At 73.3% G+C, this 16,897-nt stretch carries 9 protein-coding genes; 1 reads left to right on the top strand and 8 read right to left on the bottom strand.

Going from position 1 to position 16,897, the window contains the following annotated elements:
• Positions 1 to 237: 237 nt before the first annotated feature.
• Entirely contained in the window at positions 238 to 1,410 is a 1,173-nt protein-coding gene (tuf, locus tag ACBJ59_RS02405) for an elongation factor Tu (protein WP_375108499.1), read from the top strand.
• A 98-nt stretch (positions 1,411 to 1,508) separates the two neighbouring features.
• Here the strand turns inward: tuf and ACBJ59_RS02410 are convergent, their stop codons facing one another.
• The 8 genes from ACBJ59_RS02410 to ACBJ59_RS02445 form a co-directional block, all read right to left on the bottom strand.
• Positions 1,509 to 4,283, bottom strand: coding sequence for a glycoside hydrolase family 2 TIM barrel-domain containing protein (locus ACBJ59_RS02410; protein ID WP_375108500.1), 2,775 nt, complete (start codon positions 4,281 to 4,283; stop codon positions 1,509 to 1,511).
• A 33-nt stretch (positions 4,284 to 4,316) separates the two neighbouring features.
• A complete protein-coding gene (locus ACBJ59_RS02415) occupies positions 4,317 to 5,666 on the bottom strand; it encodes a M20 family metallopeptidase (RefSeq protein ID WP_375108501.1) in 1,350 nt (449 codons plus the stop codon).
• A 42-nt stretch (positions 5,667 to 5,708) separates the two neighbouring features.
• Entirely contained in the window at positions 5,709 to 6,863 is a 1,155-nt protein-coding gene (locus ACBJ59_RS02420) for an amidohydrolase family protein (RefSeq protein ID WP_375108502.1), read from the bottom strand.
• 153 nt (positions 6,864 to 7,016) lie between these two features.
• Positions 7,017 to 10,412, bottom strand: a complete 3,396-nt coding sequence (locus ACBJ59_RS02425) for a phosphodiester glycosidase family protein (protein ID WP_375108503.1) — start codon at positions 10,410 to 10,412, stop codon at positions 7,017 to 7,019.
• 49 nt (positions 10,413 to 10,461) lie between these two features.
• Positions 10,462 to 12,618 (bottom strand): hypothetical protein, encoded by a 2,157-nt coding sequence (locus ACBJ59_RS02430; RefSeq protein ID WP_375108504.1) that lies wholly within the window; start codon positions 12,616 to 12,618, stop codon positions 10,462 to 10,464.
• Between the two features lie 64 nt (positions 12,619 to 12,682).
• On the bottom strand, positions 12,683 to 14,941 hold the full coding sequence (locus ACBJ59_RS02435) for a hypothetical protein (protein WP_375108505.1): 2,259 nt from the start codon (positions 14,939 to 14,941) through the stop codon (positions 12,683 to 12,685).
• A gap of 103 nt (positions 14,942 to 15,044) precedes the next feature.
• Positions 15,045 to 15,899 (bottom strand): sugar ABC transporter permease, encoded by an 855-nt coding sequence (locus ACBJ59_RS02440; protein ID WP_375108506.1) that lies wholly within the window; start codon positions 15,897 to 15,899, stop codon positions 15,045 to 15,047.
• Positions 15,893 to 16,897 carry a carbohydrate ABC transporter permease gene (locus tag ACBJ59_RS02445; protein WP_375108507.1) on the bottom strand — a complete coding sequence of 335 codons (1,005 nt, stop codon included), beginning with the start codon at positions 16,895 to 16,897 and terminating at the stop codon, positions 15,893 to 15,895. The genes ACBJ59_RS02440 and ACBJ59_RS02445 overlap by 7 nt, the downstream gene beginning before the upstream one ends.

Consider the following 16,897-nt stretch of genomic DNA (forward strand, 5'->3'; position numbering starts at 1 on the left):
TCGCGAGCGTTTCGGGGCGCGGAATAATTCGTTGCGGTCGGATGCTGATGCCCGCACTATGTTCCTCATGTTCCTGCACGCTCACCCCGCGACGCCCGCACTGCCGGGCGCGTTCGGGCGTGCCTGCGACGGCCTGGAGCGCTGACCTCTTCCCGTAAGTCCTGAAGTGACCCGGCGGGGGGAGGTTGACCGGCCCTGACGGGTCACGCATCCACTTCAGGTTCGAGGGAAGGAACCATGGCCAAGCAGGCCTACGTACGGAACAAGCCGCATCTCAACATCGGCACCATGGGCCACGTCGACCACGGCAAGACCACGCTGACGGCCGCCATCACGAAGGTGCTGGCCGCGCGCGGGCAGGCCACGTACACGCCGTTCGAGCGGATCGACCGGACCCCGGAGGAGGCCTCCAGGGGGATCACGATCAACATCTCGCACGTCGAGTACGAGACCGCCACCAGGCACTACGCCCACGTGGACATGCCGGGCCACGCCGACTACGTGAAGAACATGATCACGGGAGCGGCGCAGCTCGACGGCGCGATCCTGGTCGTGTCCGCGCACGACGGGATCATGCCGCAGACCAGGGAGCACGTGCTGCTCGCCAAGCGGGTGGGCGTCGAGCACCTGGTCGTGGCCGTCAACAAGGCCGACGGCGCCGACCCGGAGCTGACCGACCTGGTCGAGCTGGAGCTGCAGGAACTGCTGGCCGAGCACGGCTACCGCGACGTCCCGATGGTCCGGGTGTCCGGGCTGCGGGCGCTGGAGGGCGACCCGGTCTGGACGGCGTCGGTCGAGGCGCTGCTCCAGGCGGTGGACGAGCACATCCCCGTGCCCGTGCGGTACGTGGACGCGCCGTTCCTCATGCCGGTCGAGAACGTGCTGACGGTCACCGGCCGCGGCACGGTCGTGACCGGCGCCATCGAGCGCGGCACGGTCCGGGTCGGCGACACGGTCGAGGTGGTCGGGTTCGGTGACGGCTTCTCCGCCGTCGTGACGGGGGTGGAGACGTTCGGCAAGACGATGGAGCGGGGCGAGGCCGGCGACAACGCCGCCGTGCTGCTGCGCGGGGTTCGCCGCGAGCAGGTACGGCGGGGCATGGTGCTGGCCGAGCCGGGCAGCCAGCGGGCTCTCGGGTCGTTCACCGCCCGCGTCTACCTCCTCACTCCGGAGGAGGGCGGGCGGCGCCGGCCGATCGCGTCCGGGTACCGGCCGCAGTTCTACCTGCGCACGACGGACGTGCCGGGGGAGCTCGTCCTGCCCGACGGCGAGAGCGCCCGGCCGGGTGACACGGTCGAGGTGGCGGTCGCGCTGGGCAAGGCGGTCGCGCTCGAGCCAGGGCTCGGGTTCGCCATCCGTGAGGGCGGCCTCACGGTCGGCGCCGGCACGGTCCTCACCGTCCCGGACTGAAAAAACCACTGGAAGACGCTGGAAGGTGCCGGAAGGTGCCGACGCACCGAAGGCCGAGGGCCGGGTCCCACGTCCGCGTGGGGCCCGGCCCTTCGGGGTCACGCCGGGTCGAAGCGGAGCCGGAGTGTCGCCCGTCGTGCCATCAGGTTGTAGCCCGGCAGCGCGCCCGGCCCGCAGGTCGCCGTGCCGATGCCCTGGTGGGCGAGGTCCAGGTGGAGGTACAGCCGCTCCCCCGCCACCAGGTCGGGCCGGTGGCGGGCGGCGGCCAGCTCGGCGGTGCTCCACCGGCGCGCGGTCAGCCCGAACGTGGGCTCCCCGGACACCCTGAACCCGCCCAGCTCGGCCCACCGCACGTCGGCGCGGTGCCCGTTCTCCTGGGGGTAGACGTACGGCGTCTGCAGCTCCTCGACCGTGGCCGACCACCGGCCGGTGCGGGCGGCCATGCCCGTGTCCGGGTACGCCTCCCCGGGCCCCGACCCGAACCACGTCACCCGGTCCACCACGCTGCCCGGCAGCGACATCGTGACCCCGATCCGCGGGATCGGGTCGCGCCACTCGCCCTCCGGCTCGACGTCCAGCAGCAGCCGCAACCCGCCGTCGAAGGTCCATCGGTACGTCGCCCACATCCCGAGGTCGGTGGCCGCGGGCGCGACGCGGGTCCGCACGGTCAGCCCGTCGTCCAGGGAGACGTCGTCCACCCGCTGGGTGAGCCGGTGCAGGCCGAGCGCGCGCCACGTGGCCTCGAGGCCGCCGTAGCGGTCGTTGTCGGTCGGGGCCCGCCACAGGTCGAGCCGGGGCCCGTCCACCTCCCGCCCGAACAGCCGGACGAGCCGCCCCGTCACCGCGTCGAACGCGCAGTCGCCCGCGGTCAGCTCGCCCCCGGCGCGCGCGAACGCCAGCAGGGTGTCCACCCGCCGGGACTCGGGCCGGGCCAGCATCGCCTGCCCCCACGCCACCTCGTGCCCCGCCTCCGCCCAGGGCTGGTCGGCGGCCAGCTCCGCGCGTACGGTCAGCCAGCACTCGCCGATCGGCCCGGCCGCGGTGTCGGGCAGCTTGCACTCGCCGCCGCCCGCGGGCACGTCGAGGCGGTGCTCGGCGACCGTCTCGCCCTCCACCTGCACGGTGGCCACGAACCGCAGGTGGGACAGGTCCGTGAAGCCGTAGCCGTTGACGACCCGCACGAACCCGTCGCCGAACTCGAACCTGACCGGCTCGAACACCTTCTTCAGGTCGATCAGGCCGGGCGACGGCGTGCGGTCGGGGAACACGAGCCCGTCGATCACGAAGTTCCCGTCGTGCACGGGCTCGCCGTAGTCGCCGCCGTAGGCGTACCCGTACTCGGGATGCGCCAGCCCGTGGTCGATCCACTCCCAGATGAACCCGCCGGCCAGGCGCGGATAGCGCTCGAACAGCTCCTGGTACTCGGCCAGCCCGCCGGGCCCGTTGCCCATGGCGTGGGCGTACTCGCACTGCAGGAACGGCATCCCGCGCCGCCGCTCGTCCAGCCGGGCGTCTTCGAGCGGGTCCTCCTCGTGCCGGCCGATGGCCTCGACCTCGTCGTGGGAGGCGTACATGCGGGAGTAGACGTCGGTGTGCTCGCACGACCGGTCGCCCTCGTAGTGCAGCGGCCTGGACGGATCGCGCTCGCGCGTCCAGTCCGCCATGACGGCCAGGTTCCGGCCGACGCCGGCCTCGTTGCCGAGCGACCACATGATGACGCTGGGGTGGTTCTTGTCGCGTTCGACCATGCGGCGCATGCGGTCGAGCAGCGCGTCGGCGTAGCGGGGGTCGTCGGTGGGGTTGGCCCGCCAGCCGACCTGGCCGAAGCCGTGGGTCTCCAGGTCGCACTCGTCGATCACCCACAGGCCCAGCTCGTCGCAGAGGTCGAGGAAGGCGGGGTGCGGCGGGTAGTGGCTGGTCCTGACGGCGTTGACGTTGTGCCGCTTCATCAGCAGCACGTCCTCGCGCATCGTCGCGTACGGCACCGCGCGGCCGTGCTCGGGGTGGAACTCGTGCCGGTTGACGCCCTTGAGCAGCAGCGGGCGGCCGTTGGCCAGGAGCACGCCGTCCACGATGGAGATCGTGCGGAAGCCGACGCGCAGGCGTACCGTCTCCTCCGGCGCGGTCACCGCCGCGTCGTACAGGCGCGGCGTCTCCGCCGTCCACGGCTCCACCTCGACCGTGACCTCCGTGCCCGGCTCCAGCCCCTCGACGCCGAGTTCGGGGACGCTCAGCGTGCCGGGGCCGTCGAAGCTCAGCGTGCCGCGCCCGTCCTCGTAGGAGGCGCGCACGAAGACGTCGGCGGTGGAGCGGGTGAGCGTGACGTCGCGGAAGATGCCGGGCAGCCACCACATGTCCTGGTCCTCCAGGTAGGTGGCGGCCGACCACTGGTGCACGCGCACGGCCAGCACGTTGCGGCCCGGCCTCAGGTGCGGACCGGCGTCGTACTCGACGGGCAGCCGGCTGCCGGTCGAGAAGCCCAGCTCGTGCCCGTTGAGCCAGACGCGGGCGAAGGACTCGGCGCCCTCGAACCGCAGCCGGCCGCCCGTCCAGCCCTCGGGCAGGTCGAAGGCGCGGCGGTAGTCGCCCGTCGGGTTCTCGTCGGGGACGCGGGGCGGGTCGATGGGGATGGGGTAGGAGACGTTCGTGTACGCCGGGGCGCCGTGTCCGTGCAGGGCCCAGTGGGACGGGACGGGGAGGTCGTCCCAGGCCGCGTCGTCGTAGTCGGGCCCGGCGAAGTCCTCGGGGGCGTTCGCGGTGGGTGAGAGGCGGAAGCGCCACGTCCCGTTGAGGTCGAGAGCGGGCGCGTCGGAATCGAGTGCGGCCCTGGGTTCGAGTCGGCCCGAACCGGGGCTGAAAGTTTCGAGATCCATCTCCGCCGAGCCTAGAGGTTCCAGGCGGTTTCGTCAGCGATGAGTTTTGTGTCCGTACTGGGAGGAAGGGGGCAGGTCCCGCACGGACGTGCACCCGGCTCTCGACGACGCGAGATAGCCGGCCAGCAGCGCCTCCGCCACCGCCCCCACGGCGGCGTCGCCCGGCAGGAACCCGGGGCTGTGCAGGCCGGCCCCGGTGTCCCCGATGTCCACGCCCACGAACATCATCAGCGACGGCGTCACGTCCCCGTAGCGCGCGAAGTCGTCGGCCCCGCACGACCGCAGCTCGTCGGTCACCGCCCACCCCTGCTCCCGCAGCCTGTCCCCCGCGCGTACGGCCAGCGCGGGGTCGTTGACCAGCATCGGCTCCCCGAGCAGGATCTCGACCTCGGCCACGCACCCGTACGCGCTGGCGGTGTCCTCGGCCACCTGCGTGAACCGGCGGTGCAGCCGCTCGCGCCAGCCCTCCGACATGGTCCGCAGCGTGCCCCTGGCCACCGCCTCGCCGGGCACGGCGTTGGGCGTGGTGCCCGCGGTGACGGTGCCGAACGTCACCACGGTCGGCGTCATGGGGTCGGCGGCCCGGCTGACGAGCTGCTGCGCGGCCACGATCACCTGCGCCATGGCCAGGACCGGGTCGCGGGTGAGGTGCGGGTACGCGGCATGCCCCTCCGACCCTCGCACGGTCACCCTGAACTCGTCGGAGGAGGCGTTCACCGGCCCGGGGGTGCAGGCGATGGTGCCCTCGGGCAGCACGGGCTGGACGTGGGCGCCGATCATGGCGTGCACGCGGTGCCGTTCGAGCACGCCGGAGGAGACGACGTCGAGCGCGCCGGAGGGGTAGGTCTCCTCGCGCGGCTGCAGCACGACCAGCAGCGGCGCGACCGCCCGCGCCCCGATCCCGGGGACGGGCTCCGGCTCGGGAGCGAGCTCCGGGCCGATGGCGGACTCCGGGCCGGTGGCGAGGTCGGTGGCGAGTTCCGGGCCGGTGGCGGCGACGGCGCGGGCGAGCGCCACCACGGCGGCCAGGTGCACGTCGTGGCCGCAGGCGTGCATGGCGCCGTTGGTGGCCGCCCACGGCACTCCGGTGCGCTCGACGATCGGCAGCGCGTCCAGCTCCCCGCGCACCCCCACCGCCGGCCCCGGCCCGCCGATCCGCAGCACGGCGCCGGTGCCCGCCACGTGCTCGACCGGCCCGCCGGGCAGCGCGTCGAGCACCTGCTTGAGCGTCGGCCCCTCATGCCCCGACACGCGGGGCAGGGCGTGCAGCTCCCGCCTCAGCGCCACGGCGGCGGGCAGTTCCCGGCTCAGCGCCGCCCGCAACGCCTCCTCCGCGTCCGCCCGGCTCCCGTCCGCACCCGTACGGTGCCCGTCCACGTTCATCCATCCACCTCTAGGAAAACGACCCCATCAACGCGTCCTTCCTCATCCCCCGGCCCCGAGGCCGTAGACGTGGCGCGCGTTCCCGCCCCCCACCATGGAGGCCACCCGCAGCGCCTGGTCGAGCGACCACTCCCCGTCGGTCACGAACCCGCCCAGCACCCGCGCCATCGCCCGCCGCCACAACAGGGCGCCCAGGTGGTGCAGCTCGGCCGGCCCGAAGGCGTCGGAGGAGAAGAGGAGCTTCGAGAACGGCGCCACCTCCAGGCTCTCCGCCACCAGCGCCGCGCTCCGCGCCCCCGTGTAGCTGACGCCCAGCCCCACGTCGAAGAACACGTGCGGGTACGCCTGCGCCAGGAACCCCGCCTGCCGCTGGTACGGATAGCAGTGCAGCAGCACCAGCGGCACCCCTGTCGGCTCGGCCAGCTCGATCAGCCCGCGCAGCAGCAGCGGGTCCGCCCGCCGCAGGTCCACGTCGGGATCGCCGAAACCGATGTGGAACTGCAGCGGCAGCCCCCGCTCCAGCCCCGCCCAGACGATGTGCCGCACCAGCACGGGGTCGCGCACCCGCCCGCCCCCGTCGGCCAGCCACCGCCCGGCGGCGAAGGTGACCTCCTCGGCAGAGGGCGGCGCGGGGTCGAAGTCGAGCCCGCACCGGTAGGCGGCGATGGTCTTGAGCCCGCGCGCCGTCCGCGTACGCTCCCGCAGCGCCTCCCCGAACCGCGAGGCGAACGTGCCCGCCTGGCACCCGGCGGCGGCCACCTGCTCGGCCACGCTCTCCAGCCGCACCACCTCGTCGGCGGGCGACCCGCTGGCCTCGGCCATCCCGGACGGCCCGAGGAGCTCCTCGCCCCGGTAGCCGGTCTCGACCAGGAAGTGCCCGATGCCGCTGGCGCCGAGCAGCAGCCGGTTGACCTCGGCGGCGCCGAGCCTGGCGCGCCGGGCCAGGTATTCCTCGGGCGCGCAGAAGGGCTCCAGCCCGAGCACGGGCGCGCAGTGGCGCAGGATGGCGAACCCGATCTGGGAGTCGAACTGGGTCATCCACTCCGGCACCGGCCGGTCGGACTCGGTGATCAGCTCCTCGAACGCCGTGCGCGACAGGTCGTGCGAGCTGGCCCCGTGGACGTGGTGGTCCACCAGCGGCAACTCGTCGATGGCCTGGGTGAGCGCGGTGGGCACGAGATCGAGCTCGACGGACATCGGTCATCCTCCCCCGGTGACGTTTCCCACGACCTCGTACCCCGGCCCCCTTCCCGCGACCCGGCGGGACGAACACGGAGACGAACACGGAAACGAACACGGAAGGGCCCCGCGGGACGGAGATCGTCCCGCGGGGCCCTGGTGGACCTGCGGTCAGGCGGCGGCCCTGGCGCTCACCGCCACGCCCGCCTGCCGCGTCACGCCGTTGACCGTGACGGCCACCGTCACCTGTCCGGCGCGCAGCGCCGTCAGCGTGCCGGTCGCGGGGTCGAGGACGGCCACGTGCCACGGCTTGGCCGTCTTGCGCGGGCCGACGTGCAGGTTCGGCGAGCCGGACCACTTCACCGACACGGGGTACGCGGCCGGGACCGTCCTGGCGCCCTGCTCGACCGCGGCCGTCACCGTGGCCGGCGCGCCGACCGCGACCGTGGCCGGGACGGTGAGGGTGAGGTCGTCCACGTGCGGGCTGACCTGCGTGCCGATCCAGTCGGGCGCGTCGGCGAACCAGTTCCGCCTGACGTGCTCGGCCTCGGCCCGGGTCACCGGGTCGACGCCCCACAGCGACCACCCGGTGAACCCGCCGTCGCCGGGGGCGGTGGCGGGGTTCTTGCCGGAGTTGCCGTTGATGAAGTACGGCACCGCGTCCACGTGGGAGGCGTGGAACGTCCCCACGTGCGCCCCGATGAACGCGGCCCCCTTGCCGGTGGTGCGCTGGAAGTCGGCCAGCCAGCCCTCCACGAGCGCGGCCTCCTTGCGGTCGCCGAGCTGGCTGCCCTTGCCGGGCGTCGGGTCGCGCGGCGGCACGTGGAACAGCACGGTGACCGACCCGATCGAGGCGTCCTCGGCCGCCTCGTCCAGCTCGGAGCGGAGCATGGCCACCTGGTCGTAGCCGCCACCCCTGAGGTTCAGGCGGGAGGTGTCCAGGGTGATGAAGCGGGTGCCCTTGTGGTCGAAGGTCCCGTACGTGTCGCCGAAGGCGGCCTTGAAGTTGTCGATCTTGCCGCCCATGACCTCATGGTTGCCCGGAATGTAGTGATATTTCACCGTTCCGCCGAGCTCCTCGTCGAGGATCTTCTTCGCCAGCGCGAAGTCCTCGGGCGACGCCTCGTCCACCAGGTCACCGTTGATCACCAGGAAGTCGGGCTTGGCGGCCTTGATCTCCTGGAGCGTGCGGCGCGCGTTCCTGACGATGTCGCTGTCCGGGTCCCTGGCCACGAACTGCGCGTCCGACATGACCGCGAACCGCCACGGCATCTTCGACACCTCGCTCCTGACCACCGGGTCGGCCACCTTGGGCACGGCCGGGGCCTCGACCGACGGCGGCACCTTGGCGACCAGGCCGTCGATGAGGATCTCGTTGGTGTACTTCACGTCCGCCTTGGTCTCGGCCACGTAGAAGCGCCGCAGCTTGAGCGGGTAGTTGACGCCGGGCGGCACGGTGAACTCGACGTACCTCCAGCCGGTCCAGGTCATGTACGGCCCGCGCAGGATCTGCGACTGCCCGAGCGCGTCGTAGAACTCCAGGCTCGGCCACTCCCCCTTGCCGGTGGAGTTGATCCAGAGCCCGAACGCCTGCGGCTGCCCCTCGACCACGATCTGCTGCGGCGGGCTGGCGTAGGCGGCCCGGGTGGCGGTGGAGGTGGTGAAGTCGTACGAGAGCTTGAGCCCGCCCCCGCTCTGCCCGGGCGCCGCCGACAGCGAGCCGGTGGCGCGGGCGGCGGCGAACGTCCAGGTGGCCGCGTCCTCGAAGTCGGCGACCGGCTTGGCCTCGAACCCGACCGTCACCGGCACGGCGGTGCCGAGCTTGCCGACCTTGGCGGTGATCAGGCCGGAGCCGGTGGCCTGCTTGGCCTTGACGGTGAAGTAGCCCTGCTCGGCCGCGGTGACCTCGAAGAGGTCGCGGTCGTAGTCGAGCGTGAGGTCGCCGGGCTCGATGGGCGCGGAGTTGCCGTTGCGGTCGTAGCCGACCACGCCGAACGTGGCCACGCCGCCCTCGCCGGCCATCCCGAGCCGGTCGGCGGTGGTGCCGAGCCGCTCCAGGGGCTGCAGCACGGTCAGGTCGATGCTGCCCTTGGCGTTGCCGCGCGAGGCGGTGACCGTGGTCGGGCCGGGGATCAGGGCGTGGAAGCGCCCGTCGCGCACGACGCCGTGCACGGCCGGGTTCGCCCGCCACGACGGGGTGCCGGCGGCGGGGCCGTACGTCTCGTCGTAACCGGCGGCGGTCAGCCGCCTGGTGAGACCGGGGAAGACGCGTTCGGGACGGCCGCCGGCCACGGGCCCGACGCCCGGCGCCTTGGCGGGGTCGCTCGCGGTCTCCAGCCAGAAGCCCTTGAGCTTGCCGCTGCCCTCGGGCGCGTAGAGCGCCAGGCCGTTGGGGACGTGCCGCTCGCCGCCGTCGGAGGGGCTGTTCTCCACCTGCACGTCGGCGGAGCCGGGCTCGCGGGCCAGCATGGTCGAGGAGCCGCCGCCGTCGAGGTTGAGCGCGTTCGCGGCGCCGAGGTCGGCCATCATGGCGGCCAGCTCGTTCAGCGTGACGCCGCGGCTGTCGACCTGGCGGCCGTCCACGGTCAGCAGGTACATCTTCCGGCCGTCGGCGGAGAACCCGACGGCGGTACGCGGGTGCGCGGCCGGGTCGGTCGAGTTCTGCACCACGCCGTCCTTGACCAGCACCCAGTTGCCGCCCACGGCGGCCTTGACCGAGCTGCCGTCGGAGGGCTTGGGCTGGTACTTCACGTCGACCTTGTCGCCGGGCCTCAGCGCGGACAGCGCGGCGGCCCCGGCGTCGCGGCCCAGCAGGATCGTGGTGCCCGCGGGGATCGGGCCGGTGCCGGCGGACGTGCGTACCTCGGAGACCACCCCGTCGACCAGGACGACCTCGGCGACGGACGTGGCGCCCTCGACGGCGCGGGCCCGGGTGTAGGAGCCCCACAGCGGCGTGAACAGCCCCACGCCGCCGCTGCGCACGATCTGGTTGAACTGGGTCAGCGTGATCGGCGAACCCCCCACCGGGGTGGCGGTGCCCTCGAAGTACATCTGGAGCACGCGCCCGACGCCGTCCCCGGTGACCGCGACCGCGTTCTCGTGGCCGGTGACCGGAGACTGGATCAGCTTGCCGTCCTGGACGCCGATGCCCTGGGCGGCGCCGGAGTTGTTGATGTCGAAGAAGTCGCCGTTGACGGCCGCGACCGCGCGCGAGCGCCTGGCCGGCCCGGACAGCGGCTCGGTCTTGGACACCTCGCCCGAGAACACGTAGTCGGCCTTGGCTCCGCCGAGGTCGGCGGTGACCGCGTCCGCGCGCAACCAGCCGAGCGCGTCATAGGTGTCGAACGAGGTCAGCGAGATGCCCGGCGCGACCGGGCGGGTCCTCTTGGCCGTCTCCAGCCGCGGCTGGGCCGCGGTGGCCCGCGCGAGCAGCGTGGACGGCGCAGGATAAGAGGACGCCTCCAGGGCGTCCTCTGCGGGGGGAGCGGGGTCGGCCTGCGCGGGCGCGCTGAGGGCCATGGGGCCTAACACGAGCGCGGCGGCGGCCAGCAATCGGAGGGTCTGCACGACCGAACTCAATCGCTCGTGGATATAACTTTCAAGACTTGAGAGTGAACTAAAAGAAAATTTCAGATCTTGGCCGTTCGGCCTCTCCCGCGGGCGATTCCGACGAGCGCACCCCGGCGTGCAGCACCAGCGGCACGGCCAGCGCCACCGCCATGGACAGCACGGCGGTGCCCGAGTCGTTGACGAGCATCCCCACCACGCCGCTGACCAGCGCCCCGACGAGCCCGGCCCGCAGCATCGGCGCCTGCGCGAACGCCCTGGGCACCACACCCGCGCTCACCTGCCCCGGCCGCAGCACGGCGAAGACCAGGAAGGCCAGCCCGGCCAGCACGATGGGCATGAGGTTGGGCGAGAGCAGGGTGTTCAGCATGGCGCCCAGCTTGCGCGCGATCATGGGCAGGAACGTCCCGTCGAGCACCTGACCGACGAACCGGCCCAGATGCGTCTGCGCGGCCGGCGGGCGCAGGTGGTCGAGCACGGCGATGACCGACACCAGCACCCCGCCCAGCACACAGAAGGCGGCCAGCTTCAGCACCGACACCTTCTGGCCCGCCACCAGCAGCGCGGTGACGGCGATGCCCGGCACGAACGCGATCACACCGCCGAAGTCGCTGCCCACGCCGGGCCAGCCCGCCAGCAGCGTCGCGGCCACGCCCAGCCCGGCCACCCCGGCCACCGCCGGCCGCCGGTGCCCGGCGCGGACGAGCAGCTCGGCCGCGATGGCGGTGACCATGAGCACGGCGGTGGCCAGCAGCGCGAACGGGATGTTGGCCAGCCCGTAGTAGCGCCCGCCCACCACCGCCGTGTAGCCCATGAGGCTGTTGAACTGCAGCGTCGTCCCGGTCAGCAGGTCACCGGCGAGCACCGCGGCGGTGATCGCGGCCACGGCGGCGGGCGGCCCGAGCGGGTCGCGCCGCCACGGGCCCAGCAGCGCGACGGCGGCGATGAGCGCGGTGCCCGCCAGCACCCCGCCGATCAGCGTCACCACCACGTACGGGCTGCGGTCCCACGGCAGCAGGTTCACCGCGTACGTCGAAGCCGGCACGCAGGCCAGCACGATCGCGGCGGTGCCGACCAGGCCGAGCCGCCTGCGGCGCGACAGCAGGAAGTACGCCACCGCGTAGAAGCCGACCTGGAGGATCGCGAAGGCGGTGAAGAAGACGCCCGTCGTGCCGCGCACGCTGACTCCGGCCGTGTCGGCCCTGACCAGGTCGGCGGGGGTGACGGGGTCGCCCAGCCGCCACGGCAGCCCCACCACGGTCGCGGGCGGCGCGAGGCCGGCGGCGGTGAGGATCGTGGGCGTGATGTCGGGCAGCACCACGAGGTCGTCACGGCGGGTGGAGTTCGTCCCGATCGACGGCCCCTCCCCCGGGGGCGATCCGCCCGTTCCGCCGGCCGCCCCCTCGCCGCCCGGCGATCCGGCGCCGCCGGTCCGGTCGGTGATGCCGGGGCGCTTCCACATGGCCACCCGCAGGTGCGGCACGGAGCCGTGGTCACCGATCCCGGCCAGCACGACCTCGGTGCCGGCGGGCAGCCGGTCGAGCACCGCCGCCACCTCGGAGTCGGCCTGGCGGGCCAGGTCGCGGCGCCGCTCGGGCGAGATCGCCTCCGGGTCCTGCGGCAGCCTGCCGTCCTCCAGGTACGGCTCGACGAGCGCGGCCACGTCCACCGCCAGCACCCGGCAGCGCGCCCAGTCGCCCAGCGCGGCCGGCTCGGAGGCGTACAGGTCGACCTGGCCCGCCTTGTCGGCCAGCGCCAGGGCCGCGCCCCGGCCGACGGCGGCCGTGCACTCACCGGCGGCGTGCACGGCGGTGCCGAGCGTGCCCGCGTAGGTCCCGTCGCGGGTGCCGAGCAGCTCGCGCACCTCGGGGACGATCGCGCCCTGCCCCTGCGCGATCGGCTCGGGCGGCAGCCCGCAGCGCCGGCCCACGGCCGAGCGCACGCCCGCCGACACCGTCAGCCACCCGTCGTACGGGCACGTCACGGTGCCGACGGTCTTGACGGAGACGGACCCGAGCCCGCTCTGCCCGGCCAGCTCCCACAGGCGCGGCGTGTCCCGGGGGTCGATGTCGTCCCACAGCAGCCCCGGCACCCCGATGAACGCCACCCGCCCCCCGGCCTCACCCGTGGCGGTGTCGTCCGCCCGGGCGGCGACCGGCAACGACCACCACAGCGCCGAAGCGACCAGCAGCAGCACCCATCTCATCGTCAGCCCCCATCCGGACATGGCGATCGACCCGGGACGCGGGAAACCCTACCCGCCCGGCCGCTCAGGCGGCGGGTTTGACGGTGATCAACCGGTTGAGGGCCTCGTCGTAGGGCGGGTCGAGCCAGTAGTCCGAGTGCCATCGCGCCTCGGGCAGCGGCTCCCCGGGACCGGGCCGCGCCGGGTCCCAGCAGAACCGGTCCACCTCGTCCTGCCGCTCCCCGGCGAGGGGGTCGGCCGGCCGGAAGACGGGCCCACCGATGGGATCGCTCAGCCGGTAGAGGTTGCACCAGGACACGGCGTCGCGTACCGCCACGGGTCCGGCGCCGCCGAACCAGGCGGGGAAGTACGGCGCGTACAGGCGGCCCAGCGGCGAGCCGTGCGTGAGCAGCCTGACGCGCGCCCGCAGCTCGGGATCGAGCTGCAGCACCAGGGCGGCGGCGATGACGCTGCCCTGGCTGTGCCCCGACAGCACGACCTCGTCCCGCTCGGTCCTGGCGAGCCGGCCGACCCGGGCCATCAGCTCGGGCACGACCCGCTCGGTGTAGCAGGGCGGCGACAGCGGGTGGATGGCCCGGGGCCAGAACGTGGAGACGTCCCACAGGATGCCGATCGTCCTGCGCAGCCGGGAGTCGCTGTACGTGCGGCGGCCGAGCAGCACCAGCCCCGCGATGATCGCCACCATGGCCCAGCTCCCGACGGAGGCGAGCAGCCCCGTGATCCCCCCGTCGGGCGTGAACAGCCGCAGCCGGTGGATCACGGTCACCACCACGGACCCGGCCACCCCGATCCCGGTGAGCACGCCCAGCACGAGCCCGGCGCGGTCGGTGAGGGAGGCCAGCGCCCACTTGGCGGCGACCACCTCGGCGTCGTCGCGCTGGCCGTAGTACGCCTTCAGCCCGGGGACCAGCCGCGCCGCCTCGGCCCTGCGGATCAGGTGGAGCACGCCCGCCAGGGCGACGAGGCCCAGCGCCAGCAGCGGCACCAGGGCCGCCGTCCACCAGACGGCGTCGTCGAGGAACAACCGCCGGCCCGGCGGCCCCGGGTCGGCGGAGGTCCCCGGGACGCCGAAGAACGTGGCGGTCCAGAACAGCACGCCGAGGGCCAGGACGTTCGCGCTGCCCGCGGCCGCCATCAGCACGAACCAGGCGGCCAGCCCGCCCATCGCCCGCCGCTCGCAGCGCCCGCCGCCGGGGCCCGGCCGGTCCATGCGCGCCAGCATGCAGGTGGCGACGAGGATAAACAGGCCGAGCCCGACCGTGAGCCCGAGCTGGAACGCTCCAATCCCCACGCCGGGCAGCTGCCACGCGGACCCCGCGGCCACGGCGGCGGGCGGCAACCCGGCCAGGGCCGCCCCGATCGTGGCCACGAACACCAGCGGCGCCGCCACCCGCAGCGCCCGGCAGGCGAACGTGAGCCACTCCGGCTCCCGCTCCCCCGAGTGCGGGTCCAGCCGCCGGGCGATCCACGGCAACGCCGCCAGCACGGCCGCGGCCAGCTGCACCCCGGCGTTGGCCACGGTCAGCACGAGCCCCCGAGCCGTACCCGCGAACGGCGCCGCCACGGCCACCCCGATGGAGGCGACGGCGAAGGACACGTGCACGACCCGCAGCCGCCACACCGGCGCGCCGCCGTGCCACAGCCGGGGCCGGGCCAGCGGCCCGCCGTCGCGCGGCGCCCCCTCGGCCGGCCTGCCGGCCGGCACGACCGTGCGCTCGTCGCGCTGCCAGGTGCGCCGGGCGATCCACCACAGCAGGACGACGACCAGCAGCGGGACCAGCGCGGTGACCGCCAGCCGCCGGGACGGCTCGTGACCCCACAGCGCGGCCAGCCAGTGCACCCAGACCGGGGCCGTGTCCTGCGCGCAGGCCCGGCCGGCGGCGGTGCACTGCCAGCCGACGAGGTCGACGGCGGCCCGGGTGACGGCGCCGACGAGCGTGCCGGTGAGCAACAGGGCGAACAGCCGCTGCGCCGCCTCCGTCACGTGCCGCAGCCGGGCCCCGCCCGCCGGCCTGGGGAGCATGAAGTAGGACAGGTTCGCCAGCGAGAACGGCAGCAGGAGCAGCCAGAGCGCGATCGTCCGGCCGCCGGAGGTGAGGTTGCCCCAGGCGTACGCCTCCCGGTGGCGGACGCCCGGCACGTCGGGGTGGCCGCCGGCCGGCCTGCCGCCCGCCCACCAGCGGCGGTAGAACCCGGTGGTGCCGTCGCCCGCGACGAGCCGGGGATGGGGGTGGTTCAGGATGCCGGCCGGGGGCGTGCCGGAGACTCCGTGCACGCGCAGCTCCGTCACTCCTCCGCAGGTCTCGTCGAGGAATCCGTCCATGACACCAGGATCCTGCGGCAACCCCCATCACGTACAGTGATGAAACGATTACTCAAACGTGAGCAGCGTAAGCCCCGTCCCTGCTCATGAGCTCCTCTCGGGGCTAGGACTTGGTGGCGCCGGCCGTGAGGCCGGTGATCAGGTGGCGCTGGACGAGCAGGAACACCACGCCGGCCGGGATGGCGATGAGCACCGCCGAGGCGGTCATCAGCCCCCAGTCGGACCAGTGCTGGCCGACGAACTGCTGCAGCCCCACGCCGAGCGTGCGCTTGTCCTCCTGGGACATGAACACGGTGGCGTAGCCGACCTCGCCCCAGGCGGTCATGAAGCAGTAGAACGCGGTCACCGCGATCCCCGGCCGGGCCAGCGGCAGCACGACCCGCCAGAACACCCCGAACGGGGTCAGCCCGTCCACCATCCCGGCCTGGTCGATCTCGATCGGCACGGTGTCGAAGTAGCTCTTCATCATCCAGGCGCAGAACGGCACCGCGATCGTCATGTACGCGATCACCAGGCCGGGGATCTGGTTGAGCAGCCCGAGCCCGGCCATCAGGTTGTACAGCGGCACGATCAGGATGGCCACCGGGAACATCTGGGTGATCAGCAGCAGCCACATGACCGAGCGGTGGCCGGGGAAGCGGAACCGGCTGACCGCGTAGCCGGTGGTGGCCGCCAGGAACACGCCCAGGACCATGGTGAGCCCGGCGGTCAACACGCTGTTGAGCAGCCACTGCGGGAACTGCGTGGCGGTCAGCACGCGGGTGTAGTTGTCCAGCGAGGAGTCGTTGAACAGCTGCAGCTCGGCCGACAGCCAGCTGTCGCGCGGCTTGAGCGACGTCAGCACCAGCCAGACGACCGGGAAGAGGGAGATCGCGACCGCGAGGAGCAGGCCCGCGTGCAGGCCGGCGGAGGCCAGCGGGCCGCGCCCGCCGCGCGGCCGGGTTCTGGTGCTCACCATGGGTCTCCTTGACTGCGCAGGGTACGCCGGTAGCCGACGGCCAGCACGATCAGCATGGCCAGGATGATCACGCCCCAGGCCGCCGAGCCCGAGTAGTTGCGGATGCCGGTGAACGCCTCCCGGAAGGCGTAGGTGACCAGGATCTCCGTCTCGCTGCCCGGCCCGCCCCTGGTGACCAGGAAGATGATCGGGAACATGTTGAACGTCCAGATCGTGCCGAGCAGGAGCACGGTGCCGGACACCTGCCGCAACCCGGGCAGCGTGATCGCCCTGAACCGCTGCCACGGGCCGGCTCCGTCCACCTCGGCCGCCTCGTACAGCTCGGCCGGGATCGACTGCAGCCCGCCCAGCAGGGCGACCATCATGAACGGCACCCCGATCCACACGTTCACCGCGATCACCGCGATCTTCGCCGTGGTCGGGTCGTCCAGCCAGCCGACCCCGCCGATCCCGGCCAGCTTGAGGAAGCCGTTGATCACGCCGTAGTCGCTGTTGTAGAGGTAGCGCCAGATGAACGCGGCCACGAACGCCGGCACCGCCCACGGCAGGATCAGCAGCACCCGGTAGACCGAGCGGAAGCGCAGGCGGCGGTTGAGCATGACGGCCAGGCCCAGCCCGATGCCGTAGTGCAGGCCGACGCAGACGGCCGTCCACACGACGGTCCAGAGCAGCTTGTCCCAGAACAGGCTGCTGGTCAGGATCTGCAGGTAGTTGTCCAGGCCGACGAACTCGTACGTGGACGGGATGACGTTCACCCCGATGGTCCGGCCGATGTTCGCCTCGGTCGCGTCCGTCAGCGACAGGTAGACGCCCCGGACCAGCGGCCAGCCGATCAGCACCAGCATCACGGCCAGCACCGGCGCGACCATGGCCCACGCGTACCAGTGGGTGGCGATCGAGCGCCGCAGGCGTCCCGGCCTGTCCTGGCGACGGCTCCGGCCGCGGGCGGACTCGTCCGCGGCCGGACCACCGCTCGACCGTCCGGTCGAGACCGCCAC

Source organism: Nonomuraea sp. MTCD27, from assembly GCF_041950495.1.
GTDB lineage: Bacteria > Actinomycetota > Actinomycetes > Streptosporangiales > Streptosporangiaceae > Nonomuraea.